General features: G+C 40.9%; 26 protein-coding genes and 1 other annotated feature. Of the genes, 19 read left to right on the top strand and 7 right to left on the bottom strand.

Annotated elements, in window-relative coordinates; translation table 11 throughout:
- Positions 1-6 precede the first annotated feature (6 nt).
- Genes BA79_RS08125 through BA79_RS08105 form a run of 5 tightly spaced genes read left to right on the top strand, consistent with a single transcriptional unit; the run spans position 7 to position 4,279 of the window.
- Positions 7-399: a GntR family transcriptional regulator gene (locus BA79_RS08125; RefSeq protein WP_017358353.1), complete on the top strand. Its 393-nt coding sequence runs from the start codon at positions 7-9 to the stop codon at positions 397-399.
- Positions 392-1,270: an ATP-binding cassette domain-containing protein gene (locus BA79_RS08120; protein WP_007501894.1), complete on the top strand. Its 879-nt coding sequence runs from the start codon at positions 392-394 to the stop codon at positions 1,268-1,270. The genes BA79_RS08125 and BA79_RS08120 overlap by 8 nt, the downstream gene beginning before the upstream one ends.
- Entirely contained in the window at positions 1,264-2,259 is a 996-nt protein-coding gene (locus tag BA79_RS08115; protein ID WP_017358352.1) for an ABC-2 transporter permease, read from the top strand. Before BA79_RS08120 ends, BA79_RS08115 begins: the two co-directional genes overlap by 7 nt.
- 21 nt (positions 2,260-2,280) lie before the next feature.
- Positions 2,281-2,979 carry an ABC transporter ATP-binding protein gene (locus BA79_RS08110; RefSeq protein WP_007501890.1) on the top strand — a complete coding sequence of 233 codons (699 nt, stop codon included), beginning with the start codon at positions 2,281-2,283 and terminating at the stop codon, positions 2,977-2,979.
- A complete protein-coding gene (locus BA79_RS08105) occupies positions 2,969-4,279 on the top strand; it encodes an ABC transporter permease (RefSeq protein ID WP_024719310.1) in 1,311 nt (436 codons plus the stop codon). The genes BA79_RS08110 and BA79_RS08105 overlap by 11 nt, the downstream gene beginning before the upstream one ends.
- Positions 4,280-4,339: 60 nt before the next feature.
- Here the strand turns inward: BA79_RS08105 and BA79_RS08100 are convergent, their stop codons facing one another.
- Both BA79_RS08100 and ytvA read right to left on the bottom strand, forming a co-directional pair.
- Positions 4,340-5,038 (bottom strand): sunset domain-containing protein, encoded by a 699-nt coding sequence (locus BA79_RS08100; RefSeq protein WP_035702104.1) that lies wholly within the window; start codon positions 5,036-5,038, stop codon positions 4,340-4,342.
- A gap of 84 nt (positions 5,039-5,122) precedes the next feature.
- Positions 5,123-5,926, bottom strand: coding sequence for a YtvA family blue-light photoreceptor (ytvA, locus tag BA79_RS08095; RefSeq protein ID WP_007501884.1), 804 nt, complete (start codon positions 5,924-5,926; stop codon positions 5,123-5,125).
- 425 nt (positions 5,927-6,351) lie between these two features.
- On the opposite strand from ytvA, the gene BA79_RS08090 reads away from it, so the two are divergent.
- The 6 genes from BA79_RS08090 to BA79_RS08065 all read left to right on the top strand — a co-directional run bounded on the left by BA79_RS08090 (position 6,352) and on the right by BA79_RS08065 (position 13,959).
- Positions 6,352-6,681 (top strand): DUF4257 domain-containing protein, encoded by a 330-nt coding sequence (locus BA79_RS08090; RefSeq protein WP_008343006.1) that lies wholly within the window; start codon positions 6,352-6,354, stop codon positions 6,679-6,681.
- Between the two features lie 102 nt (positions 6,682-6,783).
- Positions 6,784-7,005: a binding site (T-box leader), on the top strand.
- A gap of 97 nt (positions 7,006-7,102) precedes the next feature.
- Positions 7,103-9,517 carry a leucine--tRNA ligase gene (gene leuS, locus BA79_RS08085; protein WP_035702100.1) on the top strand — a complete coding sequence of 805 codons (2,415 nt, stop codon included), beginning with the start codon at positions 7,103-7,105 and terminating at the stop codon, positions 9,515-9,517.
- Between the two features lie 130 nt (positions 9,518-9,647).
- Positions 9,648-10,550 (top strand): dienelactone hydrolase family protein, encoded by a 903-nt coding sequence (locus BA79_RS08080; protein ID WP_035702098.1) that lies wholly within the window; start codon positions 9,648-9,650, stop codon positions 10,548-10,550.
- Between the two features lie 52 nt (positions 10,551-10,602).
- Entirely contained in the window at positions 10,603-11,355 is a 753-nt protein-coding gene (locus tag BA79_RS08075) for an NAD-dependent epimerase/dehydratase family protein (RefSeq protein ID WP_035702096.1), read from the top strand.
- A 218-nt stretch (positions 11,356-11,573) separates the two neighbouring features.
- A complete protein-coding gene (locus tag BA79_RS08070; RefSeq protein ID WP_098680761.1) occupies positions 11,574-12,434 on the top strand; it encodes a carbohydrate ABC transporter permease in 861 nt (286 codons plus the stop codon).
- Between the two features lie 25 nt (positions 12,435-12,459).
- Positions 12,460-13,959 carry an extracellular solute-binding protein gene (locus tag BA79_RS08065; protein ID WP_008343015.1) on the top strand — a complete coding sequence of 500 codons (1,500 nt, stop codon included), beginning with the start codon at positions 12,460-12,462 and terminating at the stop codon, positions 13,957-13,959.
- 44 nt (positions 13,960-14,003) lie between these two features.
- Here BA79_RS08065 and BA79_RS08060 read toward each other — a convergent pair whose 3' ends face one another.
- Positions 14,004-14,843 (bottom strand): aldo/keto reductase, encoded by an 840-nt coding sequence (locus tag BA79_RS08060; RefSeq protein WP_035702093.1) that lies wholly within the window; start codon positions 14,841-14,843, stop codon positions 14,004-14,006.
- 13 nt (positions 14,844-14,856) lie between these two features.
- Positions 14,857-16,044, bottom strand: a complete 1,188-nt coding sequence (locus BA79_RS08055; RefSeq protein ID WP_035702090.1) for an MFS transporter — start codon at positions 16,042-16,044, stop codon at positions 14,857-14,859.
- Positions 16,045-16,198: 154 nt separating this feature from the next.
- On the opposite strand from BA79_RS08055, the gene BA79_RS08050 reads away from it, so the two are divergent.
- A complete protein-coding gene (locus BA79_RS08050; protein WP_008343017.1) occupies positions 16,199-16,570 on the top strand; it encodes a winged helix-turn-helix transcriptional regulator in 372 nt (123 codons plus the stop codon).
- A gap of 35 nt (positions 16,571-16,605) precedes the next feature.
- On the opposite strand, the gene BA79_RS08045 is transcribed toward BA79_RS08050, so the two are convergent.
- Positions 16,606-18,906, bottom strand: coding sequence for a helix-turn-helix domain-containing protein (locus BA79_RS08045; protein WP_008343018.1), 2,301 nt, complete (start codon positions 18,904-18,906; stop codon positions 16,606-16,608).
- 231 nt (positions 18,907-19,137) lie between these two features.
- Between BA79_RS08045 and BA79_RS08040 the strand changes: the two genes are divergently transcribed.
- The 7 genes from BA79_RS08040 to BA79_RS08010 all read left to right on the top strand — a co-directional run bounded on the left by BA79_RS08040 (position 19,138) and on the right by BA79_RS08010 (position 24,421).
- Positions 19,138-20,103, top strand: coding sequence for an ABC transporter permease (locus BA79_RS08040; RefSeq protein ID WP_008343019.1), 966 nt, complete (start codon positions 19,138-19,140; stop codon positions 20,101-20,103).
- A gap of 18 nt (positions 20,104-20,121) precedes the next feature.
- On the top strand, positions 20,122-21,234 hold the full coding sequence (locus BA79_RS08035; protein ID WP_035702088.1) for a glycoside hydrolase family 88/105 protein: 1,113 nt from the start codon (positions 20,122-20,124) through the stop codon (positions 21,232-21,234).
- Positions 21,231-21,755, top strand: coding sequence for a hypothetical protein (locus BA79_RS08030; protein WP_025207829.1), 525 nt, complete (start codon positions 21,231-21,233; stop codon positions 21,753-21,755). Before BA79_RS08035 ends, BA79_RS08030 begins: the two co-directional genes overlap by 4 nt.
- An 18-nt stretch (positions 21,756-21,773) precedes the next feature.
- The gene (locus tag BA79_RS08025; protein WP_035702086.1) at positions 21,774-23,063 is read left to right on the top strand and encodes a Gfo/Idh/MocA family protein; all 1,290 of its coding nucleotides are present in this window, start codon (positions 21,774-21,776) and stop codon (positions 23,061-23,063) included.
- 24 nt (positions 23,064-23,087) lie between these two features.
- A complete protein-coding gene (locus BA79_RS08020) occupies positions 23,088-23,771 on the top strand; it encodes a YesL family protein (protein ID WP_035702083.1) in 684 nt (227 codons plus the stop codon).
- A gap of 54 nt (positions 23,772-23,825) precedes the next feature.
- Positions 23,826-24,137: a rhodanese-like domain-containing protein gene (locus BA79_RS08015; protein WP_008343023.1), complete on the top strand. Its 312-nt coding sequence runs from the start codon at positions 23,826-23,828 to the stop codon at positions 24,135-24,137.
- A gap of 101 nt (positions 24,138-24,238) precedes the next feature.
- Positions 24,239-24,421, top strand: a complete 183-nt coding sequence (locus BA79_RS08010; RefSeq protein WP_003217582.1) for a sporulation protein Cse60 — start codon at positions 24,239-24,241, stop codon at positions 24,419-24,421.
- Between the two features lie 31 nt (positions 24,422-24,452).
- On the opposite strand, the gene BA79_RS08005 is transcribed toward BA79_RS08010, so the two are convergent.
- Complete coding sequence (locus BA79_RS08005; RefSeq protein WP_035702081.1) at positions 24,453-24,977, bottom strand: CbrC family protein; 525 nt, start codon at positions 24,975-24,977, stop codon at positions 24,453-24,455.
- A 133-nt stretch (positions 24,978-25,110) separates the two neighbouring features.
- On the bottom strand, positions 25,111-26,643 hold the full coding sequence (gene opuD, locus BA79_RS08000) for a glycine betaine transporter OpuD (protein WP_035702077.1): 1,533 nt from the start codon (positions 26,641-26,643) through the stop codon (positions 25,111-25,113).
- Between the last annotated feature and the right edge of the window lie 60 nt (positions 26,644-26,703).

Below are 26,703 nucleotides of genomic sequence, written 5' to 3'. Positions count from 1 at the left end.
GCCATCATGATTCAAATAGATCCAAGAAGCGCTGCACCAATATATGAACAAATCATTGAGCAGTTAAAAATTTTGTGCTTAAAAGGCGTGATGAAACCAGGTGACAAACTGCCCTCTGTGAGAGAGCTTGCCACCATTATTATTGCGAATCCAAACACCGTCAGCAAAGCGTATAAAGAGCTTGAACGGGAAGGAATTATTGAAACATTAAGAGGCCGTGGAACGTATGTGACAGAAGGTGCACAGTTAAAGCTGAATGAAGGGAAGGTGTTAGAGATGAAGGAGCAATTAAGGCAACTCATTATTGAAGCTCATTATGCCGGTATTGATATTCATCAACTCAAAGAGTGGTTGGAGGAGATCGGCTCAAGTCTAAAAGGAGGAAACCAAGTTGATTGAGGTCAGAAATGTATCAAAGAAATTAAATGGACGTGAAGTACTCAGCAACGTTTCCTTCAAGATAGGCGAAGGAGAGATCTTTGGTCTGCTTGGCCGGAATGGCTCTGGTAAAACAACACTTCTTCGCTTGATTCAGCAAATCCTTCTTCCAGATGAAGGAGAGATTTATTTTAAAGATGTACTCGTAAAAGACCACCCGTTAGTGAAGCAAAATATTGTGTATATGCCAGTCGTAAATCCCTACTTTGACCGGTACAATTATGGACAGCTTGTAAAGCTGTTAAAACAACTGTATCCAAAGTTTGACGTGACATATGCCAATGAGCTTGTGAACCGGTATGAGATTCCGGAAAAAGTGAAATACCGTGAATTGTCGACAGGTTTAAAGAAACAGCTGTCTCTCATTTTAAGTTTTGCCATCAAACCAGCAGTCATTTTGTTAGATGAGCCGACAGACGGGATTGATGCAGTCACAAGAAATGACGTTCTTCAGCTGATGATTGACGAGGTGGCAGAACGACAAACAACGATTTTAATTACATCGCACCGTTTAGAGGATATTGAGCGTATGTGTAACCGAATCGGGTTTTTGGAAGGAAATCAGCTCACAAGTGTTATGGATTTAGATGAATTAAAGAATGACTACGTCAAAATCCAGATGGCATTTGAAGAGGATATGAACTTAAGTATTAGAAAAAAAGGCGTTGCCATCTTAGATCAAGCGGGTGTGTTCTATACAGCACTTGTACTCAAAACAGATGAAGAAGCAAAAGAGTATTTGAAATCGCTTGAACCAAAAGTCTGGCATGAACTGCCTGTAAATTTAGAAGAAGTATTCATTGCAAAGTTTGGAGGGAAACGCAGATGGTAAAGCGGCAATTGTTATATAAGGAATGGAAGCAGTCTGAGCTGACATTCATTTTAGTGATGCTTGTTGCGGTCTTTGCGACGCCATTATCCTTTTTAATGGGATACTCATCCTTTCAAACTTGTTTAAACGATCCGACTTGTACACCACTCGATAATTACTTTTATTATGATTTCGGTTCTGATATGTTTATCACCTTTTCATGGACGATGAGTTTAATTTTTGCAATTACCCAGTTGGGTTTTGAAAGAAATAAAGGGCAAATTGATTTTACTTTATCTTTGCCGTTTAGCAGAACGACCATTTATCACACAAAGTTTTTCCTAGGTGCCGGAATTATCACGCTTGTTCATGTATTGTCATATGTCTTTACTTATATACTCATTTTATGCATTCAACCACAATATACGATTGCGTTTAACAGTGGTTATTTGATTGCACTTGTGTCCACCTTAATGTTTTATAGTTTGTGTCTTGCAGCAGGTGCTTTAACAGGAAGCGCAATTAGTCAAGCCATTGTTACATTCAGTACATCAATTTTACCTTATTTATTAATTTGGCTACCGATGTTTCATTTAGACTATTTATTAAAAACGGATAGAAGTTGGGTTGATATCAGTTATGACTACTTTATTATGCCCATAGCTCCAATTACTTATATAACAGACCGTTTTCAATTTCGAAATTTAGTTGAAAATCCAATTTGGTTTACAGGTGTAGAATTCATCGTGCCAATTGTGATGCTAATCGTATTTTATCTCATTGGTTTGTTTAGTTTTATTAAACATCCAGTTGAACGAAATGGACGATTCTTTGTTTACCCTAAAATGGATAGGCCCATTCAGATATTGGTCATTGCCTTCGGTGTTCTAGGATTTGGCTGGGTTGGATTTTCTTCAGACAATTCCATTTTTGGTTATATCGCTGGCATGTTAATCGGTGGAGCTGTAGGCGCGCTGACGAGTTATTTCTTAATCTATCGAAAAAGATAAACAGAGAGCAGGGGAGTAGAGATGATTCAAATTCAATCGTTAGATCATGTGTTTAAAATTGGGAAAAAGGGCAGGGAGAACGAGATTCCTGTGCTCAAAGACATTGACTTGTCTATTAAAAGAGGCGAAATTGCATGTATCGTCGGACGAAGCGGTTCGGGGAAATCAACTTTACTGAATTTAATATCGGGATATATTACGCCAACAAGCGGACAAATTATGGTTGATGGCACCAATGTGACCGGCTTTAATGAGAAGGAATGGGCAGACTTTCGGTTAGATCATTTTGGCTTTATCTTTCAAAGCTTTCAATTGATCGGGAGTTTAACAACATATGAGAACGTTGAACTTCCGCTCACTTTAAAAGGTGTGAAGCCGTCTGAGCGAAAAGTGAAAGTAAAGGAAATGCTGAAACGAGTTGGTCTTGAACATCACGCAGGACATTATCCTAATGAACTGTCAGGTGGACAGCAGCAGCGTGTGAGTATTGCAAGAGCCTTGATCCTTAATCCGTCTATTATTTTAGCGGATGAGCCAACAGGTAGTCTGGATTCAGAAACTGAAGGAGAAATTCTAGCCTTTATCCAGCAGCTTAATCGTGAAAAAGGAATTACATTTGTCATCATTACACATGACGATGAAGTCGCTTCAATCGCAGACACAACGTTCCAGCTTCATGATGGTGTATTAAAGAAAGGGGATCAGTCCATTGAAATTTAGAGATCAGGTCAAATTCATCAGAAGAAATATGAAGAAAAATAGATTGCGTGTGTTTATGACCATACTTGCAACGACAATGGCATGCTCTTTCTTAATCGTTCTAGCGTCAGTTGGTTTTGGTCTGCAAAAATCGGCTCAAGATGAAATCATGAAACAACAAATCATCACAGAAATTAAAGTGTTAGGCAAAGAAAAAGGTGACGTCAAGGTTGACGATTTAAAGAAATATGATCATGCGAAATCTGTCGTTGCAAGAACGTCAATCATTCCATCGGTTCACGTCGAGCTCGATAATCGCTCAAGTGATACGCAGGCTGTACTGACAGATATGAAAGAAGAAAAAGAGGCAGGCCTTGAACTAGACCGTGGAAAAGTCCCAACATCGGCGAATGAAATTGTAGTTGGGTATCAAATGGCAGAACAACTTTGGACGGAAAAAGAACGAAAAGACTATGAAAAAGAAATGAATCAGACATCAAATGGTGAAGAGACACCGGAAGAGCCAAAAGGCTATACGAAGGAAATTTTAAACAAAGTCATTCAAATCAAGGTGCCGAAACTGAATGAAGAAAATGAAGTGGTGAAAGAAAAGACGTTCGATTTCCGTGTCGTCGGTGTATTGAAGAAACCGAATTTGGAGTGGCAGCAGGATCATAAAATTCTTATTCCGAATGCTTATGAAAAAGAATTTAGTCAAGTGCTCGATCTGTCTCCTGATGCAGGAAATGTCGAAAAAATGACGTCTGTCTATGCTGATAAGTTCGACAATGTCGGTACGCTCACAGATAAGCTGACAGATGACGGCTATCAAGTCATCTCTGTGACGAATCAGCTTGAAGGAATGGATATGTTCTTTACAGTCTTTAAAATTGGACTCATCTTTGTTGGATGTATTGCGGTCATTATTTCGGCGATCGGCATTTTCAATACGATGACAATGGCCGTAACAGAGCGGACACAAGAGATTGGGATCATGAAAGCCATCGGTGCGAATCCTTCTATTATTAAGCGAATGTTCCTCATGGAAAGTGCTTATATTGGGGTAATTGGATCGATCATCGGGATTATCATCTCGTACATCGTTAGTTTTGCAGTGAATTTAATCATTCCAGCAATTTTGTCTTCTATGTCTGAAGGGGGATCCAGTGATCAATTCTCGATCACCTTCTCCTATATTCCGCTAAGCCTTGTGGTCACAGCAACAGTGATTAGTGCAGGAGTCGCCATTATTTCTGGACTCAATCCAGCACGTAAGGCGACAAAAACGAATGTATTAACAGCATTAAGAAGAGAAATTTAAAGAAGAACCTCCTGTACCTATATTGGGCTGACAGGAGGTTTTTTTATCGTCAAAAGATGTCTATTGCTTTGGTGCCCGGTACCCTGCACGCTCAGCTTCTTCTACGGAGCAGAACATTTTGGTCACGTTTTTTGTCCGTGAGTAGTATCTGCTGCTCGGTGTGTGATATATGCCGTTGACACTTCCTTTAATATTACAGGCGGCAGATTCTTTTTTTGTTTCTTTTTGTGACTCATGACCGCTAGTATTGGCCCCATCATCTTTAGGAGCAGATCGCTGGGCCGATGACGTGGTGTCTTTGTTTACTTTCTGGTGTTCTTTTTTGAGTGTTTCGTTTGTAGAGGTGAGCTTGTCTATTTTCTCTTCAAGCTCATGGATGGTTTTTTCTTGCTGTTTGACTGTCTTCTTTTCGGAGGTGATGGTTTCTAATTTCTTGGATAGCTTTTCTTTTTCTTTGGTCACGTCTTCTAAAGAGGCCGTCAGCGTTTCTTTGTCTTCCTTTAGACGAGAAAGGTCAGATGCTAATTGTTTTTGCTCTTTCAGCAGCTGTTCAGAAGATGGATCTGCTTGTGCTTTCGGAGCACCTGTGCCGGCAAACGGTAATGACATAATAGAAAAAACAAGACCAATGGTCAAAAAAGGATAGAAGAGTTTTTTTGAAAAGATTTGTTGATTTTGGTGTTTAAGTAATAAGAAATTGACGGCATATCCTATGGCGAAACAAATACATAAAAGACCTATGATGAGTAACATCATCATCTGGCAGCCCCCCTATATCGCTATTTATACCTATCATACCTCATTTTTCCATTTTGGGGAGCGGTTCAATTAAAAAAACCCTGTTTATACAGGGTTTTCAGCTAATGGCAATCCTTTGATTGCTTCTTTTACCGTTAAATAAGTGATCGTATTCTGGAAGTCTGTATCTAAGTCTTTCATTTTCATCGCAAGCTGTGGTTTGATCCCAGTGATGATGAGTTCAGTTCCAGTTAAGTTCAGCAGGTGATGCAGTTTGAAAATTCGCGCTGCAACGGAATCATCGACATCAATTAAACCAGAAAGATCGACAATTAAATAATCATCCTTTGAATCTTCTAATATACAAGTTAACTTCGCGACGATGGCATCAAAGCGTTCTTCTGATAATTTTCCGATGAGTGGAAGAGCGGAAACACCATTTTTGATTGGGACAATTGGCGTCGACAGAGAGGTGACTTCCTGTAAGGAATCTTCTAGGAGTTGTTCATATTCTTTCTGCTTTGTAATGTCCTTTTGAAAGCCAATAAAAAATGTTTTGTCATCTTGTTCAATGTATAGAGGATCTATATTGAGTTCATTCCAAAAAAAAGTACCGTCTTTTTTATAATTTTTGAGCTGTGTGGTAATAGGTGTTTTGTTTTGAATTCCGTGACGTATTAAGGCAAGTTGCTCTTGATTTGTGTCTTTTCCTTGGAGGAATCGACAATTACGTCCAAGAATCTCATCTGGTTTGTATCCAGTCATTTGTGTAAAGCCATGATTCACATAAACGATAGGGTTATCCTCTAAAGAAGGGTCTGTAATGACAACACCAATCCGCGCATGATCCAGCGCTTTTTTTATGAGTTCAAGCTGTTTTTGCAATCCGAAGATGTTCGAGCTGACCATATTACCCTCCTTTGCTGCTACTATTAGACATTTAAGATGGTTTTTTTGAAACCAAATGAATTCTTTTTAAACGTAACATAACATATGTTCTGTTTCAATGATTGCAATCGCTTTGTTAAATTTGTCATCATAGTTTGTCCTCCATTAGAATAGAGTAAGTAAGGAGACTTTTCATTAGAAAAAGAAGGGATCATTTGAGGATAATTCATAAAATGACAAAAATAGTTAATATGGATTAGGTGAAAATGATTCCAATGCATCAAGATTGTTTTTGGGTCATTCACATATAATGGAAGAAACAAGCTTTTTTTCTTCGTTAGAGAGAATAGACCTTTTACATGGATTATGACGGAACAGCAGAATGGCATTACAGGGGGCTGGACAGCCTGAAGTCGCTTTACTATTCTAAGGGCTTTAGGAAGGTGATGAAAATGCTGCAACAAGTCATTATTGCTTGCGCCATTGGAGGGGTCATGGGCATTCTCGGTCACGTAAAGAAAAAAGGCAGGCTAGAGAAGCCCAGAATGACAAAGAAGTTTATTTATCTAGGGTTTATTGAAGATTGGCTCGTTGGGATGATTGCTGCTACACTGCTTGTCTTATCCTCAAATCCCGAATCTAGTCTGCACTTGATCATCTTATCCATTATTTCAGGTTACGGAGGAGAAGCAGTTCTGCGAAGCTTCGATTTTGTGAGAGAAGAACGTTCACAGGATGCAGGCTCCAACCGTCATAACCGATCTCCACACGAATAATATCCTCACTTTACCCTAGTCTAGGGTACATTCCCATTGTATACAAACCTGCTTGCACTTATGATCATAATTCTATAAAATACTACTTAGATGACGGTTACGATAAGAACAGTGAAGAGGAGTAGTAGGAAAGCAGTATTTGTCTTTAGAGAATTGACGGCTGGTGAAAGTCAATCAAATCTGCTTCTGAACTCGCCTCAGAGTTGCAGTTGCGTTAAAGCTTCTGTCGCATGTCTGCGTTAAAGATATTAAGTGAGCGTATGAACAGTTCATGACGCTAACAAGGGTGGTACCGCGGGAACCAAAAAATCTCTCGTCCCTTTCCAGGGATGAGGGTTTTTTGTTGATTTTAGAAAAATCTGAATTCTTGCAGTGGTCATCTGAGCAGATAAAGCCGTACATATTAAAGGAGGTTTTCACATTGAGTTTTCAGCATCGGGAAATTGAAAAAAAGTGGCAGGATTATTGGCTGACACATAAAACATTCGCCACATCTGACTCGGAAGATAAGCCAAAGTTTTATGCGCTAGATATGTTTCCTTATCCATCAGGAGCAGGGCTTCATGTAGGGCATCCTGAAGGATACACAGCAACGGATATTTTATCACGTATGAAACGTATGCAGGGATACGATGTTCTTCATCCAATGGGATGGGACGCATTTGGTCTTCCAGCGGAACAATATGCGCTGGATACAGGAAATGATCCAGCTGAATTTACAGAAGAGAACATTAATAATTTCCGCCGCCAAATTCAATCATTGGGCTTCTCGTATGATTGGGATCGAGAAATTAACACGACAGATCCGAATTATTATAAATGGACCCAGTGGATTTTCTTGAAATTGTACGAAAAAGGATTGGCGTATATTGATGAAGTACCTGTAAACTGGTGCCCAGCACTCGGTACAGTCCTTGCAAATGAAGAAGTCATTGATGGGAAAAGTGAGCGCGGAGGGCATCCTGTTGAAAGACGTCCAATGAAGCAATGGATGCTAAAAATTACAGCATATGCGGACAGGCTGTTAGAAGATTTAGAAGACATTGATTGGCCTGAAAGCATCAAAGACATGCAGCGCAACTGGATTGGACGTTCTGAAGGTGCACATGTTCACTTCGAAGTAGAAGGACATGACGAACAGTTTACTGTGTTTACAACACGTCCTGATACACTATTTGGTGCAACATATGCCGTTCTTGCACCAGAGCATGCACTAGTTGAAAAAATTACAACAGCTGCTCAAAAAGAAGCAGTTGAAGCATATATCAAAGAAATTCAGTCTAAGAGTGACTTAGAGCGAACAGATCTTGCTAAAACGAAAACGGGCATTTTCACAGGTGCTTATGCCATCAATCCATTGAATGGGGAAAAGATGCCGATCTGGATTGCAGATTATGTGTTAGCCACATATGGCACTGGAGCGATCATGGCAGTTCCTGCTCATGATGAGCGTGATTATGAATTCGCCAAAACATTCGATCTTCCAATCAAAGAGGTTGTCGAAGGTGGAGACATTGACAAAGAAGCTTACACAGGTGATGGAAAGCACATCAACTCTGATTTCTTAAACGGCTTAGGGAAAGAAGAAGCAATTGAAAAAGCGATTGCATGGCTGGAAGAACATCAAAAAGGTGAAAAGAAAGTCACTTATCGTTTAAGAGACTGGCTGTTCAGCCGTCAGCGTTACTGGGGAGAGCCAATTCCAATTATTCATTGGGAGGACGGAACATCTTCAGCTGTTTCAGAGGAAGAGCTTCCACTGATTTTGCCTAAGACGACTGAGATTAAGCCAAGCGGAACAGGTGAATCACCTTTAGCCAATATTAAAGACTGGGTTGAGGTTGTAGATCCTGTAACAGGTAAGAAAGGCCGCCGTGAAACGAATACGATGCCACAATGGGCAGGTAGCTGCTGGTACTTCTTACGTTATATTGATCCACATAACACAGAAGAACTTGCATCGCCTGAAAAGCTGAAGAAATGGCTTCCGGTTGATGTGTATATTGGTGGAGCAGAACATGCTGTGCTTCATCTGCTATATGCACGATTCTGGCATAAATTCTTGTATGATATTGGTGTTGTTCCAACAAAAGAACCGTTCATGAAATTGTTCAACCAAGGAATGATTCTTGGTGAAAATAATGAAAAAATGAGTAAATCAAAAGGGAATGTTGTCAACCCAGATGATATCGTAGAATCTCATGGTGCAGATACATTAAGACTGTATGAAATGTTCATGGGGCCTTTAGATGCGTCAATTGCTTGGTCTGAAACAGGTCTTGATGGTGCTCGTCGTTTCCTAGATCGTGTATGGCGTCTGTTTACAAATGAAGATGGCTCCATCAGTGATAAAGTGACAGAGCAATCTGGCGGGCCATTAGAGCGAAGCTACCATGAAACCGTCATGAAGGTAACAGATCATTATGAAGGCTTACGTTTCAATACTGGGATTTCACAATTAATGGTGTTCATCAACGATGCATACAAGGCTGACACACTGCCGAAAGAATATGCAGAAGGCTTTGTGAAACTTCTTTCTCCAATTGCACCGCATGTAGCGGAAGAGCTTTGGAACAAACTTGGTCATGAAGGGTCTATTTCTTATGAAGCATGGCCGCAATATGATGAGTCAAAACTTGTCGATGATGAAGTGGAAATTGTCGTACAGCTAAATGGAAAAGTGAAAGCAAAATTAACGGTTCCTGCTGATGCAACAAAAGAGCAGCTAGAAGAGCTTGCGAAAAATGATGCACGGGTAAAAGAACAGCTTGAAGGGAAAACAATCCGTAAAGTGATTGCGGTTCCTGGAAAACTTGTCAATATTGTCGCGAACTAATGAACGCACCCATCGGTTGATACCGATGGGTGTTGTTTATTTCCCGGGACATAATTTTGTCGAAAACAAGGTGATTCCCCCATCAATCTCGTATTTAACAAGTTGATCAAGAAAATGAGGAGTGACGTCAATGGAAAAGGAAAGCAAACGTGAACAACTGCTCAGTTTATTAGGGGAAATGCCAGAGCGCCATCGTGTGGAGGCGTATACGTTAAAGATTGAGGAACGTGAATCGTACTTAGTAGAAACTCTCATTCTCTCTATTCATGGGGTGGAGGAAGTTCCGGCTTATTTTGTGAAGCCGAAAGATACAGTGAAAAAAAGGCCTGTTGTCTTGTTCCAGCATTCTCATGGTGGGAATTATGTGGATGGGAAAGAAGAGTTATTGAAGGGGGCTCATTATTTGCAAGCGCCTTCATACGCAAAAGAATTCACTTCAAAAGGTTATAGTGTGTTGGCGATTGACCACGCGGGATTTGGTGAAAGAAGGGGCAGAACAGAAAGTGAAATTTTCAAAGAAATGCTGTTAACAGGAAAAGTGATGTGGGGCATGATGCTGTATGAGAGCATGTGTGCAATTGATTATTTGTTTTCCCGCTCTGATGTGCTCCCAGAGCGTTTAGCTGTTTTTGGGATGTCAATGGGCGGTCTTCTTTCATGGTGGACGGCAGCACTTGATGAGAGGGTCAGTGTGTGTGTGGATCTTTGCGCACAGGTTGATCATCACACATTGATTGAAACGAATCATTTAGATAGACACGGTTTTTACTATTATGTACCAAGCTTAGCTAAGTACTTTACAGCAGCTGACATCCAAGAAATGATTTTCCCGAGACCGCATTTAAGCTTAGTTGGAAAACATGATCAGCTTACACCTGCTGAAGGTGTTGGACGAATTCAACAGACATTAAGTCAAGCCTATCAAGCTGCTTCCTTAAAGGAACGTTATCAGCTTGTAGGTCTACATGCAGGTCATTTTGAAACGGCTGCTATGCGCCACGAGGCTACACGTTTTTTGAAAAAGTGGCTGTAATCAATAGACGGCATGGACATACTACTCCGATAGAAGATGAAGGAGGAAACAGATGAAAAAAATCACCATGATTGGCGGATGTGGTGTCATCGGACGTTTATTAACTAAAGAGCTCTCTTCGGAGTATGACGTGACCATCATTGATCAAACAAGGTGTGTAGAAGAAGTCATCATGGCAGATGCGGCAATTGAAGAGAATTTGTTTCAAGTCATCCCAAGAGATACAGATGTGATCATTCATCTTTTAAACGTGGACATGACGCATGATGTGATGAATGAAAAGGAGTTTGCAAAAATGAATGATGTGTTTTGGAAAAGCACGTATGATATGTTTCGTTCAGCGGCCCGGTTAAGCATTCCAAAAGTCATTTTTGCAAGCAGTAATCATGTGACAGATCGATATGAAAAAGATGGTCACTCCTTACTAGGGCGAGAAATTACGACTGATGATGTACCAGCAACGAAAAATGTGTATGGCATTTTAAAATTTGCTTCCGAACAGCTTGGGCGTTTGTTTCACGATCAAACAGGTATGTCTGTCATCAATTTGAGAATTGGAACCGTCGTGACAGATGAGATGGAAGGATTGCACACCAAAAAAAGAACGAAACGAACGCTTCTTTCACATGAAGACCTTTTCGGCATGATCAAGGCTGCCATCGAAACGGACGTTCCATTCGGGACTTATTATGCCGTATCAGAAAACGAAGGAAAACCTTGGTCTACTGAGAAAACGAAGCTGGAGTTAGGCTACAGGCCAGATGTCAATACGGCAGAAATTCTGAAAGAAAACGATCAGGCATAGGGCATAATCATGACATTAGCTCATGATCTTTTTCTTTTCATTGATGAGGCTAAAAGCACGAATGGCATGATCATCTCTGTGGTCTGTCATGATGATTATAGACGCTTTCTTTCCCCGTTTGTTACATTTTAATCACGATATCGTCAAAGGCTGCAGCTTATGTTCAGACGAAATGATAACGCTTACAAAGAAAGGGCGTGATGAACATAGATCGTTCTATTAAAGGCCGATTGTTCAATGTATTTAATTACTCTTTTCTACTCATGTTCGCATTAATATGTGTGCTCCCGTTCATCCATGTCATTGCCGCCTCTTTTGCGACAGTAGAAGAGGTCATCTCAAAGAAGTTTATTTTGTTTCCAACGACGTTTTCTCTAGAGGCCTATCGCTATATCTTTTCTACAGATATTGTGTATCGCAGCCTGATTGTATCCATTCTTGTGACACTCGTTGGAACAGCGGTCAGCATGTTTTTGTCCTCACTTATGGCGTATGGGCTGTCTCGTCAGGAGCTAAAGGGCCGAAGAACCCTCATGTTTCTCGTTGTCTTCACGATGCTGTTTAGCGGAGGGATGATTCCGACGTTTATTGTCGTGAAAACACTTGGGCTGCTTGATACTTACTGGTCACTCATTCTGCCAGTGGCCATCAATGCATTCAATTTGATCATTTTGAAAAACTTCTTTCAAAACATTCCGGCAAGCCTTGAAGAATCAGCGAAGATGGACGGCTGTAACGACTTAGGGATCTTCTTTAAAATTGTGCTGCCACTTTCTTTGCCAGCTATTGCGACGATTTCACTTTTTTATGCCGTGACGTATTGGAATACGTACATGACAGCCATTTTATATTTAAACGATTCAGTGAAATGGCCGATTCAGGTCCTGTTAAGACAAATCGTCATTGTATCAAGCGGTATGCAGGGAGATATGTCAGATATGGGCTCATCAACACCGCCGCCAGACCAAACCATTAAAATGGCGGTCATCGTCGTGGCGACCATTCCCGTTCTGCTTGTCTATCCATTTATTCAAAAGCATTTCAACAAAGGGGCATTACTAGGTTCTGTAAAGGGTTAAAAAGATGGAATAACGGAGGGATCTTATGGGGAGAAAGAAATTATGGCTGATTGCCTTTGTTTTGTTATTTGCCGCAAGCGGTATTCTGTCAGCTTGTTCAAGTAAAGGGGCAAGCTCATCAGATGAAAAGGTTGATTTAGACAAAAAGGTGAAGCTGACATGGATGGCGATTTTGTATCATCAGCAGCCGCCGAAAGATTCAGTGTTAGAAGAGATTGAGAAGCTCACAAATACAGAGCTTGATATTACGTGGGTGCCTGATGCGGTGAAAGAAGACCGTTTAAATTCAGCACTTGCCGCAGGGAACCTCCCGCAAATTGTGACGATTCAAGACATTAAGAATTCATCTGCTATCAATGCGTTTAGATCAGGCATGTTCTGGGAAATCGGTCCATACTTAAAGGATTATCCAAATTTAAGTAAGATGAACGAACTGATTAATAAAAATGCCTCTATCGATGGGAAGCTTTATGGCATTTATAGAGAGAGACCACTTTCAAGACAAGGGATTGTCATTCGAAAGGATTGGCTTGAAAATTTAAATTTGGATACACCAAAAACGCTGGATGACCTTTATGAAGTAGCCAAGGCATTTACTGAAAAAGATCCGAACAAAAATGGTAAGGACGATACAATTGGTTTTACAGACCGTAATGATTTGATTTACGGTGCATTTAAAACGCTTGGTTCTTATGAAGGAATGCCAACAGATTGGAAAGAAGAAAATGGCAAATTTACGCCAGACTTTATGACAGATGAGTATATGAATACAATGAAATATATGAAAAAGCTGCGTGACAATGGTTATATAAACAAAGACTTCCCAGTCACAAGCAAAACGCAGCAGCAAGAATTGTTTTCACAAGGAAAAGCGGGTATCTATGTTGGAAATATGGTAGATGCAGTGAACTTAAGAGATGATGCAACAGATAAAAACATGGAAGTGGATATTATCAACCGAATCAAAGGCCCAGATGGCAAAGAACGTGTATGGGCATCAGGCGGCCATAATGGCATCTTCGCCTTCCCGAAAACAAGCGTCAAATCAGAAGCAGAGTTAAAGAGAATTTTGGCTTTCTTTGACCGCATTGCAGAAGAAGACGTGTATGGTCTCATGACATACGGGATTGATGGAAAGCATTATAACAAACAAGATGGAAATACATTTGTGAGGGAAGAAAGCCAAGTGAAAAGCTGGCAGACAGATGTACAGCCGCTTGTCAGCCTCGTAGGGATTGATAAACGTTACTTGAAAAATAAAGGCGATGCAGTTCGTACAAAATATGAAGAGCTGGAAGAAGACAATAAAAACATCATTGTCGCTAACCCTGCTGAAAGCCTGTATTCAGAAACAGCATCAGAGCGAGGAAATGAATTGAAGAAAATCATCGATGATGCGACCTATAAGTTCATTCTTGGTGATATCAACGAAGAACAATTTAAGAAAGATGTAGAGAAGTGGAAATCAAATGGTGGAAATAAAATCATAGAAGAATATGAAGCTTCCTTTAAAAAATCAAAATGATGAACATGAAGACCCCCGCTTAGTAAAAAGCGGGGGTGTTTTCATTAAAAATCGAAGTTGTCTGGATCAGGACCAATTCGTTTATTTTCATTTAAGTCAGACAGGCGCTTCATATCCTCATCAGATAGGACAAAATCAAAAATATCGGCATTTTCTTTTAAACGATGGGCTTTCGTTGATTTAGGAATCGTAATGACGCCTTTTTGCACATCCCAGCGCAAAATAATTTGAGCAGGTGTTTTGCTGTATGTGCCCGCAAGCTCCGTGATCAGCGGGTGGTGCAGCAGCTCTCCCTGCATAAGTGGTGACCAGGCTTCCATTTGGATGCCATGTGTTTTCAAATACGTAAACAGCGTTTCCTGCGTGAGTTTTGGATGAAACTCGACTTGATTAATTGCTGGAATGATGTCCGCATCTGTCAATAATTCGTCTAGATGATGCGGCTGAAAGTTACTCACACCGATGGCTCTGACTTTTCCTTCACGGTACAGCGTTTCAAGCGCGCGCCATGCTTCCTTGTATTTCCCTTCAACTGGCCAGTGAATTAAATACAGATCAAGATAATCAAGCTGAAGTTTTTTCAGGCTGTCTTCGTATGCTTTTAGTGTCGCTTCATATCCTAAATCGGCATTCCACACTTTGGATGTCACAAAGATGTCTTCGCGGCGAAGGCCTGTTTCTGCTAGACCAAGTTGTATGCCTCGTCCAACACCTTCTTCATTGCCGTAAATAGAAGCTGTATCAATACTGCGATATCCTAATTGAATGGCTGTTTTAACAGCTTCAATTAATTCCGTTCCCTCTTCAACCTGAAAGACCCCAAGACCAAATCCTGGCATGCGGACGCCGTTGTTTAATGTTTTTGTACTTTGTAAATCGTTCATATGAAAGACTCCTTTACATGGTTTGTTTGTATTCTTTTTGTTCGATTTGATGACTCACCATCGTGAGTATGGCCGCCATGAGCACCATGATGCCGCCAACCCAGCCGGTATGCACAAGCCCAAGGGTATCTGTCACGATGCCGCCTAAAAATGAACCAATGGCGATACCTGCATTAAAGGCAGCGATATTCAGAGCGGAAGCAACGTCGACAGCTCCAGGTGTATACCTTTCTGCAAAATCAACGACGGCAACTTGAAGGCCGGGGACATTCATGAAAGCAAACAGTCCCATCAGCATCACAGTTCCAATCCCGAGTGTCATAAATCCAGCAGTAAAGCTAAGGATAAACAAGATGAGACTTTGAATGATAAACATATAAATCAGTGCCTTCATTGGCTGTTTATTCGCTGCTTTTCCGCCAATGACATTCCCAGCGGCGATGGTCATCCCGTATAACAGCAGGATCAATGCAACTGTTCCAGGCGCAAGACCTGTCACATGCTGCAAGAGAGGGGATAAATAGGTGAAGACGACAAAAGTTCCTCCATACCCTGTAGCAGTAATGACAAATAAAAGCAATATTCTTTTCGACTTTAATAAGGCTGCTTGATCCTTAAACGTTGTTTTCACGCCCTGTTTCAATTGAGACGGAACAAGGAAATAGTTAGAAATCAGTGCGATTACGCCAATCATAACAATCACACCAAATGACGTCCGCCAGCCGAGCTCATGACCAAGAAACGTACCGAATGGCACACCGGTCACAGTAGCGACTGTTAAACCAGTGAACATAAAGGCAATAGCGCTTGCCCGCTTTTCTTTCACCACAAGGCTTGCGGCAATGGTCGAGCCAATCGACATAAATACGCCATGTGATAGGGCTGAAATCACTCGTCCGATTAAGAGTACAGAAAAAGTCGGGGCAATCGTGGCGAGTGTATTTCCGATCAAAAAGACGAGCATAATGAGCAGAAGCAATGTCTTTTTTTTCATCGTTGACGTAAGTGAGGTTAGAATTGGTGCGCCAAAGGTAACACCGAGCGCATATAAAGAAACGGTCCATCCGGCCTGACTGACACTCACGCCAAAGTCTTCTGAGATCATCGGCAGGAGACCTACAGAGATAAATTCAGTTGTACCTATAGCAAATGCACTAATCGCTAGTGCGAGAAGGGCAAAGTGATTTTGTTTGTTTTGCATCGTGATTCACATCCTTCTTTCATGACATTTTGATAGACGAAGCCGATCGGCAAGAGTTATTATCTAACATAGATGACAGAAAAAAAAGTACGTACTTTTTTGTAATATAGGTACTAAAAAGTGCCTGTTCAGCATCAAAAGGAGTGAAGAGACGTTGGAAAAGAAGAAATATAATATCTCTGTGGAAGCAACGCTTGAAGTGATCGGCGGGAAATGGAAGTGTGTCATTTTATGTCATTTAACACATGGGAAAAAGCGGACGAGTGAACTGAAGCGCCTCATGCCAAATATCACGCAAAAAATGCTCACACAGCAGCTGCGAGAGCTTGAAAATGACGGTGTGATTAACCGCATTGTGTATGAACAAGTGCCGCCTAAAGTGGAGTATGAATTAAGTGAATACGGACAGTCACTTGAGCGAATTTTGAATGCGTTATGTGATTGGGGGGCAGCCCATATTGAACGAGTGTATGGCGAGCCGCTTTCAGTGCTGGAAGACAGTATCCTAAATGAACAGTTTAAATAAAAAAGTCCCGCTTCTTGTGAGAGCGGGACTTTGCTTTATGTGCCTTTTTTCTGATCACGGTATTTCCCAGGTGTCGTGCCTTCCAGCTTTTTGAAGGAGCGGATGAAATTTTGCGGATTTTTGTATTTTAGCTTTTCCGAAATTTCTTTCACCGACATATCCGTCTCTACCAACCAGTTTTTGGCGACATGATGTCTGTAAGACGAGAGATATTCACTAAAGGAGATATCCATTTCTTTTCTAAAAATACTACTTAAATAATTTGGATTATAGTGCAGGCGTGTAGCGATTTCGTCCAAGGTCAGATCTGAGTCAAATTCTTGATGAATGATATGAATGATTTTCTCTGAGATATTTTTATATTGAGAGTCTTCACGTGCGCCGAGCTGATCAATGATGGGTCGAATGATCTCATGTTTCAGCCACGCTTCTGTATCTTCAAACGTTTTAAACTCAAAGATCGTATCATAGAGCATTTTATTATCTTCGACTTCAAACAATTCAATGCCTAGCAAATGCATCAGCTCGATGAGATTGTTTAAAAAACGAGCGAGAGCAATCTGGTACTCATGTGGTCCCGCATTTTTAGAAAAAATGGATTGCAGAAGGACATGTAAATAGTGATCTGCCTTGCCTTGATCGCCTGCTTTAATGGCATCAAATAAATCATGCTGCAGTTGTTTTGGGAAATGAGTCTTAAACGTCTTTCCTTGCTGAATATGCTCGTATAAAAGAATGGATTTTTTCTCTGCTTTGAGCCTATATTTTAAGGCTTCTTTTCCCTCAATATAAGCATGTTTGGCCATAGAGAGCTCTTTAAATGAGCGACTGATCCCGATGCTGATCGACAAGCCCAGCTCTTCCTCAATCCGCTGCTGAATTGTTTCGGCTAATTGATTTAAATATTCAGTAAATTCCTCTTCTGACTTCGATTGATTGAGGACAATCGTCGTTTGATGCTGATTGACAACGGTCGGCTGAAGGTGCTCCTCTAGCGGAATAATCTGCTCAATCAGTCCATTTATCGCAAATAAAAGCAAGTCTGCATCCTTTTTTTCATACGGCGTTCCTTTTAGTGTATCGATTTGGGTCACAAGCATGGACAAATGGGACCAGTCACGAGGAAAGCCTAGACTTTGAAATCGGTTGTGAATCTCTTCTTCCGTCAGCTTGCCAAGCAGCAGCCGCACCATAAAGTATTGCTGTAAGTGTGTCACTTGCTGTTCAATTCGTTCCTCTAGATCATTGTTTTGATCTTTCATTTGTTTAATGCTCGATTCGATGAGCTCAAATTCATTTTGGAAAGGCTGTTTATGCAAAAACGACTCATTACGTGCAAAGGATTCGTATAATAAGCGAATCGGTTTATAAAAGTGTCTAGAGCCAAACCATGAAAATAATAATGAAAGCGCTAACAAAATAAAGCAAATAATAAAGGTGATCCACCCGATTGATTTCGTTTGTTGCTTTAGTTCGGGAATGGAGACAAAGGATAAGTATGTCCATTCGTTATAATCTGATTTTTGAAACGTAACTTGATAGTTTAGTTCATCGATTTTCATATCAAATTGTCCGGATCGTTCTTCAAGTGACAGGACATGTTTGACGAAATCTTGATTTTTTAACGAGTCACCAATTTGTTCTTTTCGATTATGTAGCAGCACTTTTCCGTTTGTATCAATGACAAACATACTATCAGATTGTGAGAAGTCAGGCATGTTGTCAGCAATCACGCAGCTTGGAATGCTGGCGACGGCGATCCCCTTCTTTTGGACACTATTCATCGGAAGCTGCTTGATTAAATTCACATTGTATTTGCAAAAGGATGTCTTTCCTTCTTTTGTTGAGACAAGTGGATTATTTTCTTCAAGTGCCCAGCTGGAATGACTCGGAATATTGAGGTAAGAGGTTAACGCTTTCTCTTGATCTCCGTTTGAGACATGATAAAGACCAGAATTGTTCATATACCAATCTTCCATTTTACTAACAAGTGTAATATTGGAGAGATCAGTGTCGAAGGTTTGCAGGTAATTCAGTTCTTGCTGGACTTGATTATAAAGTTGGAATTGGTCTGGATTTAAAGGTTCTGCCAGTGTTTGAAGGAGAGGCGGCGAACTGACATAGTGAGTGAGAGAATGATCTACTGTCTTTAGAATATGCTCAATATTGGATTGCGTTTGTTTGACGCTGTCCAGCTTTTCATTTGAAATATTTTCGAGTGCAGTTTTTTGCGAATGCTGATAAGAAAAAATACCGACAATAATAACAGGAATCGTACTAAGCACGAAAAAAAACGTCACCAGCTTGTAATAAAATTTATACTGCTTTCTTTTCATAAAACCCCCCATTTCAAACGAAACAATCTTTTCCCCTTAGTTTATTAATCCAAAAATCTGGTAGGTTTGTCAATAATCATTTTCTGAGATTAGGATCATTTTCTTATGTTTTATGTAACGTTTTGAGTAGCTTCCCCTGAGTAAATATGATCTGATGATATGATTGTAGACGGATTTTTCATCCTTAAGATACAGTTAACACATGCATCAGCATGAGGGGAGGCTTTATCTGTGAAAACACAGGATGTCACTGCCAAGGGTGTGCCTGCGGCAGCTTTGAAAAAAGAAAAGAGAAAGCGCTTACTTAACCAATTACTTAGTCAAAAATTTCTGTATTTAATGATTTTGCCAGGGCTCCTTTATTTTCTTGTCTTTAAATATGTCCCAATGTGGGGGCTGATCATTGCCTTTCAAGATTACCAGCCGTTTCTCGGAATTCTTGGCAGTGAGTGGGTTGGCTTCAAACACTTTATTCGCTTATTTACAGAACCAACATTTTTCATCTTATTAAAAAATACGCTCATTTTATTTGCCATGAATGTCGTGATTTTCTTTCCGATTCCAATCTTATTAGCTCTTCTTTTAAACGAGGTCAGATTGGCACTGTTTAAGAAATTTGTTCAGACAATGATTTATATTCCTCACTTCATGTCATGGGTGATTGTCGTGTCCTTATCTTTTGTTTTGTTAACGGTAGATGGCGGGTTGATCAATGAATTGATTGCTTTCTTCGGAGGAGAAAAGATTAACTTCCTTCTTAGTCAAGAATGGTTTAGACCCATGTACATTTTGCAGGTAATCTGGAGAGAAGCGGGTTGGTCAACCATTATTTATCTTGCAGCGATTACAGCTGTAGATCCGCAGCTATATGAAGCAGCAAAAATGGATGGAGCCGGCAGACTTAGACAAATGTGGCACATCACCCTTCCTGCGATTAAAAGTGTCATTGTTGTACTGCTCATTTTAAAAATCGGTGATACGTTAGAGCTTGGATTTGAACATGTCTATTTATTACTCAATGCGACCAACAGGGAAGTCGCAGAGATTTTTGATACGTATGTGTATACAGCTGGTCTGAAGCAAGGACAATTCAGCTATAGTACCGCTGTTGGTTTATTTAAAGCAGCCGTTGGACTTATTTTGGTCATGATGGCAAACCGTTTAGCGAAGAAGTTTGGAGAAGAAGGGATTTATTAAAAGGGGAGATGAAGACCAATGACATTATCGATTGAAAAGGGATCACCGCTTGAGCATGCAGAGAAATTAGCACAAACAATAATGAAAGCGTATACACCGATTGAACTTCCGCCAGCTGGAAGGTGGCACTATCATCAAGGGGTTTTCCTTTGCGGAGTGATGAAGCTTTACGAAGCAACAGAAAACGAGGCGTACTTTGATTATGTGAAAAATTATGCAGACTCACTCATTGATGACCATGGGAATCTGTTATTCCGCAGAGACGAGCTTGATGCGATTCAAGCGGGGCTCATTTTATTCCCGCTGATTGAAAGAACGGGAGAAAAGCGGTATGTGAAGGCAGCAGAAAAGCTTCGGGGGCTTTACCGGACGCTGAATCGCACGTCTGAGGGCGGATTTTGGCATAAAGACAATTATGCTTATCAAATGTGGCTAGATGGTCTTTATATGGGTGGGCCTTTTGCTTTAAAGTATGCCCAGTTGACAGGAGAATCGGAGCTGGTGGACATGGTCATCCATCAAGAGCATCTCATGAGAAAGCATACCAAAGATGAAAAAACGGGCCTTTACTATCACGCATGGGATGAACGGAAAGTGATGCCATGGGCTGATCAACAGACGGGCTGTTCCCCAGAATTTTGGGCAAGATCCTTTGGCTGGTATGTACTTGCGTTAGCCGATATGATCGAAGATTTGCCAGAAGGTCATGAAGGACGAAAATTGTGGAAGGACACACTGACAGATATGCTGGAAAGTGTAGCAAAGTATCAGGACGACGAAACGGGTCTATGGCATCAAATCCTTGATAAAGGAAGTCATAGTGACAATTGGCTTGAAAGCTCAGGGTCATGTCTATTCATATATGCGATGGCAAAAGCCATGAATGAAGGATATGTCAGTCTTCGATATGTTGATCATGTGGTCAAAGCGTATCAAGGGTTGATTGAGTATAAAACGGAGGAAAAAGACAACGGCGATTTTACAGTGAACGACATTTGTATTGGAACATCTGCGGGATTTTATGACTATTACGTTGGCAGAGAGCGGAGCACGAATGATTTGCATGGAGCAGGCGCTTTTATTATGGCGTTAACTGAACTAGAAAAGCTGTCTGTGTTTCAAAAGGTATGAGGCGGCATCAAAGGGCTGCGGCATGGCTCCTCAGCTTCATCGCTGCCTTTTATTTGTCCGCCTGTCAGGGGAAAACAGAGGGGATTGATGTCCTTATTTTTTCTGACATGTCAAAAGCAATGAAAGACCAATTAGTGGAGAAAGCTTTTCAACCAAATCAGGAGACATACGACGTTCACATCTTCCCTGCAATTCCTGAAAAACTTCTTGTTGAAATTACTGCAAAAGAGGGGGACGTGATGTTTGTCCCGGAAGAAATGTTTAGAACATATGATGATCCTGAAAGCTTTCAGCTGCTTGAAGAGATGCGGGTAGATGGCGAAGGGGCAGGACCATATACGGTAGAAGATGCAAAGACGGGAAATACAGTCGATTATGCGGTCCAAATCAAGAAAGGAACAAAGCAGCTAAATGGCTATACCTTTCGATTACACCGAGATATGGTCGCCTTCATACCTGTGTATGCGGAGAAATCTAAAGAGGCACTGTCTCTCATGAAGCAGCTTCGTGAAAACCAATAGAAAAAGGGGTGGGGGAATGTGAAAAAGGTCGCCGTTTGCGGGCTCAGTCACCGTGCTTTCAATATGTTTATCAAACCGCTCACCGAGGATTTCAATGAGCATTACAGGATTACAGGGCTCTTAGATGTAGATGAGAAGCGGTATACACTGTGTCAGGAGCGTTTTCCATCACTAAGGGGCGTCTCATTTTTTCATGAGGATGCATTTGATCAGATGGTGAAGGAAGCAAGACCAGATATCGTCATTGTGGCGGGGCGAGATGATACACATGTCACATATATCCTGCAGGCACTGGATCATGATCTGGATGTCATAACGGAAAAGCCGATGGTCACAACAGCAAAAGACGCCAAACAGGTGATGGAAAAAGAGGCAGAAAGCAAAGGGGAGGTCACCGTCACCTTTAATTATCGCTACAATCCATTCCACAGAAAGATAAAAGAGCTCATTTTAGATGGAAAGATTGGAAGGGTCACGTCTGTTGAGTTAAGCTGGCTCATTGATACGTATCATGGAGCGAGTTATTTCAAAAGGTGGAACCGCTCGCGTCAATATTCTGGCGGACTGTCTATTCATAAATCGACCCATCACTTTGACTTGGTCAACTGGTGGATTGATCAAAAGCCGAAGCAAGTATTTGCCTATGGTGCACTGAATTATTATGGGAATGAAAGTCCTTGGAATCCTTTGCAGGGTGAAGAGAATCGATATTGTGGAACCTGTCATGTAAGAGATACCTGTCATTATGAAGCAAGGTGGAATCCGCGGGTAGAGCGCACAAAGGTGGAGGATGACCATATTGAATCAGGTGAGCAGCAGTCAAAGCAATACTCGAATTATCGCCCAGATGCCTGTATTTTTGATCAAGAAATTGATATTGAGGATACATATGTGGCGTCAGTGGCTTATGATCAGGGGGCTTTGTTAAGTTACTCGATTCAATTTTCAGCGCCATATGAAGGCTACCGGCTTGCGATTAACGGGACGAAGGGACGGATTGAAACAAATGAGTTTCATGTGCCATCGAGAATCCCTTTTCAATTCCCTGAACAGACAATTGCATACTACCCGATGTTTGGTGGAAAAGAAACGATTGAAGTTGTGAAGCAATCAGGTGGTCATGGAGGCGGAGATCCGCTATTAATAGCAGATTTATTTTTAAGAAAAGATCCGCTCATTCCTTATGACATTTCGGCAGGAGCAGAGGCGGGTGCTTATTCCATTGCACTTGGCGAAGGCATGTGGCGCTCAGTTGCAGAAAAACGTCCGATTGAAATAGAAGAATTGTTTCAAAAAGAGACGGTGTAACGAGAAAGAGAGGAGGGAAGAGAGATGGATCATGATGGATCAATGAGCAGAATGTTGCGCATGTGTGAGTGGGTGATGAGACTTGCCTATACGAATTTGTTATGGCTTTTGTTCACTTTACTTGGGCTTGGAATCTTTGGCTTCATGCCTGCAACAACAGCGTTATTTTCTGTGATGAGAAAGTGGATACAAGGGCATGAGCAAGTCAGCGTCTTTCAAACCTTTTGGAAAGTATACCGCGAAGAATTTGTACGCTCTAATGTCATTGGAGTGGTGCTGGTCATCATCGGGACAATTATTTATGTAGACCTTGCTTATATTTATCCAACGAGCTGGTTTTTACACGTGCTTCGCTTTGCGATCTATATCTTTGGTTTTCTGTTTATTGTCAGCTTGTTTTATATCTTTCCGCTGCTGGCTCATTATGATTGGAAAAAGCGTCTTTATTTGAAATTTTCCCTTCTGCTTGGCATCTCGTATTTGCAATATACGCTCTCTATGCTCGTTTTCTCGGCTATTCTCTTTATCCTATTTGCTTATTTGCCAGGGATCGTGCCGTTTTTTAGCATCAGCATTCTCGCATATGGCCACATGTGGCTAGCCTATCAAGTGTTTAAAAAGATAGAGTTTGAAAGCGAACAGCCGGCAGTTGATGTGAAGAAACGATTCCCGTCTTTCCTTCAATCCAAGCGGGTGAATACGCAGTGACGTGTATGATTTGCTATAATGGTGTCACCGTGATTAAAAGGAGAGATGAGAGTCGTGTCTGTAAAAGAAATTTCAATAGAAGAATTAAAGCAAAAGCTAGCGCAAGAAGAAGCCATTCAGCTCGTCGATGTGCGTGAGGATGAAGAGGTAGCAGAAGGCATGATTCCAGAGGCTGTCCATATTCGAATGGGGGATATTCCTGAGAAGCTAGATGCGTTTGATAAGACGCAAGAGTATTATATTATTTGCCGTTCTGGTAAACGCAGTGAGAATGTCTGCTATTTCTTAGAAGACCAAGGCTATCAAGCAACCAATGTCGTTGGCGGCATGCTTGCATGGACAGGAGAAACAAAACCGAAGCTGTAAAAAGAAGTCCTTTCATCGACAAGATGGAAGGCTTTTTTTGTTCATATGTCCGTCTCTATTTGCATAAAAATAGAGTAGCAAGAGAAGGGAGAGTGGCATATGTGCTGAAGGTAGCTGTATTTGATGAAGAACACGAGAAAGATTTGCAAAGCGAAATCAATCTTTTTTTAAAAGGAATGGACGACGACCAAATTATTGACATTAAATACAATGTGGCGGTGATCTGTGAGCAAGGAGGAGAGCAGCTCTACTGTTTTTCAGCGCTCATTTTATATAAAAAATAAAAGGACCTGCTGAAGGGTCCTTTTGCCATGATCAACTAGCATCAATATGTAAACGATGCTTTTTGCAGTGAACGCATTGAAAGAGATAGCCTTGCAAGTCTCCTCCGTTCACGAGCCATTGTTTCAGGTTCTCTTTTGTGAAATGTCCACCGCTGCAAATCTCTTCAATATCCTCTGAGAGTTCTTCTTCTAAATGCTCAATCTCTTTCCATCCAACATTCTGCACAATCGCGCAAAAATCCCCGCAATGGCTTAACCAATATTCCTGCTGCCATCCTCGGTAACCCGGCGTTCTGAAGATCAGTTCATCTATATATTCTTCATGATCGACGTCATCACAACTCACATCGTCTTGAAACATTCCATTATATGTTTGAGCAGCTGATCCATCTTTAATGCACCAAGGACAAATGCCAGAAACGTCTTCAACAGAATAAAAAGGACCATGATATACATAATCTCGTTCTTTCTCACAAACGGGGCATATCGTCTGCTCTTTTTTAATCACATGTAATGAAACTGGGTCTGGGTTGTACTTGAACGTAGGTAACGTCATATAAACCTCCATTATGTAGAAAAGTGATGATTCAACACTATTTTATCGGAATACGCCATGTCATGACAATCTTCAATTATTTCAACGAGAAAAAAAGCCGTTCGGATGAGGAACGACTTTTCTCTTGTGATGATTATGCTTTTTTTACTCTTGGACTTCTTGGTTTATTGTACTTATTTGCTTGTTTAATTGCTCTTCGTTCTTCATTTAATGATTTGTACAGGGATACAATCATTAAAATGATGACAACAGAGAACGGTAAAGCAGCAAGTTTGGCTGTGTTTTGCAAGGCCTGAAGACCGCCTGAAAATAAGAGCACTGCCGCTACTGCTGACTGGATAATCCCCCAGCTGATCTTTACACTATTCGCTGGATTTAATGATCCATAGGTTGTCTGCATTCCGAGAACGAATGTAGCTGAGTCTGCTGATGTGATAAAGAATACCGCAATTAAAATCAGTGCCAGAATGGATGTAATCATGGCGAGTGGGTATTCATTTAAAACACCAAACAGCATCGTTTCAGTAGACATGTTTGCAACATCGACGATATTGTTCTGTTGTAAGTCCATTGCAGATACGCCAAAGATTGAGAACCAAAGGAACACGAGGATGGAAGGAGCCACTAAGACACCAATTAAAAATTCTCGAATGGTTCTCCCGCGTGAAACCCTTGCAATAAAAATACCGACAAATGGCGACCAAGAGATCCACCATGCCCAATAGAAGATGGTCCATCCATTAATCCATTCTCTCTTTTCAGGATCATTTGGTGATAATCTAAAGCTCATTTGTACAATATTTGATAAGTATTGACCGATTGAATCAGTAAATGAATTTAAAATATACACAGTTGGTCCAACAATGAGTAAAAAGATCATAAGCAAAGCAGCAAAGATCATATTTGAATTACTTAAATATTTAATCCCTTTACCAATACCGCTCCAAGCAGAGAGAAGGAACAGGACCGTGACGATTGCAATAATGATGAGCTGAGTTAGGAAGTTATTTGGAATACCAAATAAATAGTTTAATCCGCCATTAATTTGTGCGGCACCTAGTCCTAAACTAGTGGCTACACCGACCACCGTTGCAAATACTGCGATGCAATCAATGGTTTTTCCAATCCATCCATGAATTCTGTTTCCGAATACTGGGTATAAGGTGGAACTGATTAATCCAGGTGCATCTTTTCTAAATTTAAAGTATGCAATGCAAAGGGCGACAATTGCATAAATGGCCCATGCATGAAGTCCCCAGTGGAAAAAGGTATAACGAAGGGAATCACGGAAGGCTTGTGCATTTTCCGTCTCGCCTGTTGGGGATTGAATGGCAAAGTGGCTGATCGGTTCAGCGGCTCCGTAAAAAACAAGCCCAATGCCCATTCCAGCACTAAATAGCATGGCGAACCAAGAAAAAAGACCAAATTCAGGCTCTTCACCTGGCTTTCCTAACGTAATTTTTCCGATAGGGCTAAAGATAAAGAATAGACAAAAGCCGACTAGCAGCGATACGACTAATAAATAATACCAGCCAAAGTCATTTGTAATGTATGTTTGAATTTGATCTGTCACATTTTGCAGCGTATCTGGAGAAAGGGCTCCCCATAGAACGGCAATAAATGTGATAGCAATCACAATCCAAAATACACTTGATACGTTTTTCACACCATCTCACTCTCCTGTTGTTCTACACGTTTAAGCAGAGGATTTAATTTAATATCCCCT

The sequence above is a fragment of the Bacillus altitudinis 41KF2b genome, from assembly GCF_000691145.1.
Classification (GTDB): domain Bacteria; phylum Bacillota; class Bacilli; order Bacillales; family Bacillaceae; genus Bacillus; species Bacillus altitudinis.
Note: the sequence above shows the minus strand (reverse complement) of the source record. Positions and strands in the feature narration are given on the sequence as shown.